The sequence below is a fragment of the Rhodococcus sp. 14-2470-1a genome, from assembly GCF_002259425.1.
GTDB classification, from domain to species: domain Bacteria; phylum Actinomycetota; class Actinomycetes; order Mycobacteriales; family Mycobacteriaceae; genus Rhodococcoides; species Rhodococcoides fascians_E.
The window spans coordinates 1-885 of record NZ_NPFZ01000057.1 but is presented as its reverse complement, the minus strand read 5'-3'; the positions used below and the strand labels follow the sequence as shown (position 1 = coordinate 885).

The window sequence follows — 885 nt, the reverse complement described above, 5'->3', positions numbered from 1 at the left end:
GCACCGGTACTGACACGCACCCTCACCCCCGCCGACACCGCCTACGTCATCTTCACCTCCGGCACCACCGGACGCCCCAAAGGCGTCATGATCTCCCACCGAGCAATCATCAACCTCATCAGCTGGCGCCAAACGGTATTCCCCCTCACCGACGGCGACCGCGTCCTGCAGAAAACCAGCATCGGATTCGACGTCTCCGTCCCCGAATTCTTCTGGCCACTGACAGTCGGCGCCACCATCCGCCTCACCCGACCCGGCGGCGAAAAAGACCCCCACTACCTCACCGACATCCTCCACACCGAACCCATCGGCTTCGTCGAACTCGTCCCCACCATCGCCCACGCCATGCTCGACACCGGACTCGACCTGAGCCGATCCCACCTCCGCCACCTCGCCCTCGGCGGCGAAGCATTCCCCACCACCCTCGCCACCACCCTCACCGCAACCAACAACAACACCGGCACCGGCACCGGCACAACCGTCCAGATCTGGAACACCTACGGCCCCACCGAAGCCGCCGTCGAAACCACCGGACACCACCTCAACCCCACCACCGCCACCACCACCGACACCGACACCGACACCGACGCCTACGGCACCAGCGTCCCCATCGGCCAACCCATCACCAACACCACCACCCACGTACTCGACCCCTGGCTACGACCCGTCCCCGTCGGCATCACAGGAGAGCTCTACCTCGGCGGCACCCAACTCGCCGACGGCTACATCAACCGACCCGACCTCACCGCCACCCGCTTCATCGCCACCACCGCAGGCCAACGTCTCTACCGCACCGGCGATCTCGTCCGCTGGAACACCGACGGGCAACTCGACTACCTCGGACGCACCGACGATCAGGTCAAGATCCGCGGCTACCGCATCGAA

At 65.6% G+C, this 885-nt stretch carries 1 protein-coding gene; it reads left to right on the top strand.

The features are described from left to right. On the top strand, positions 1-885 hold an 885-nt coding region (locus CH292_RS27560; RefSeq protein ID WP_143545833.1), incomplete at both ends, for an amino acid adenylation domain-containing protein.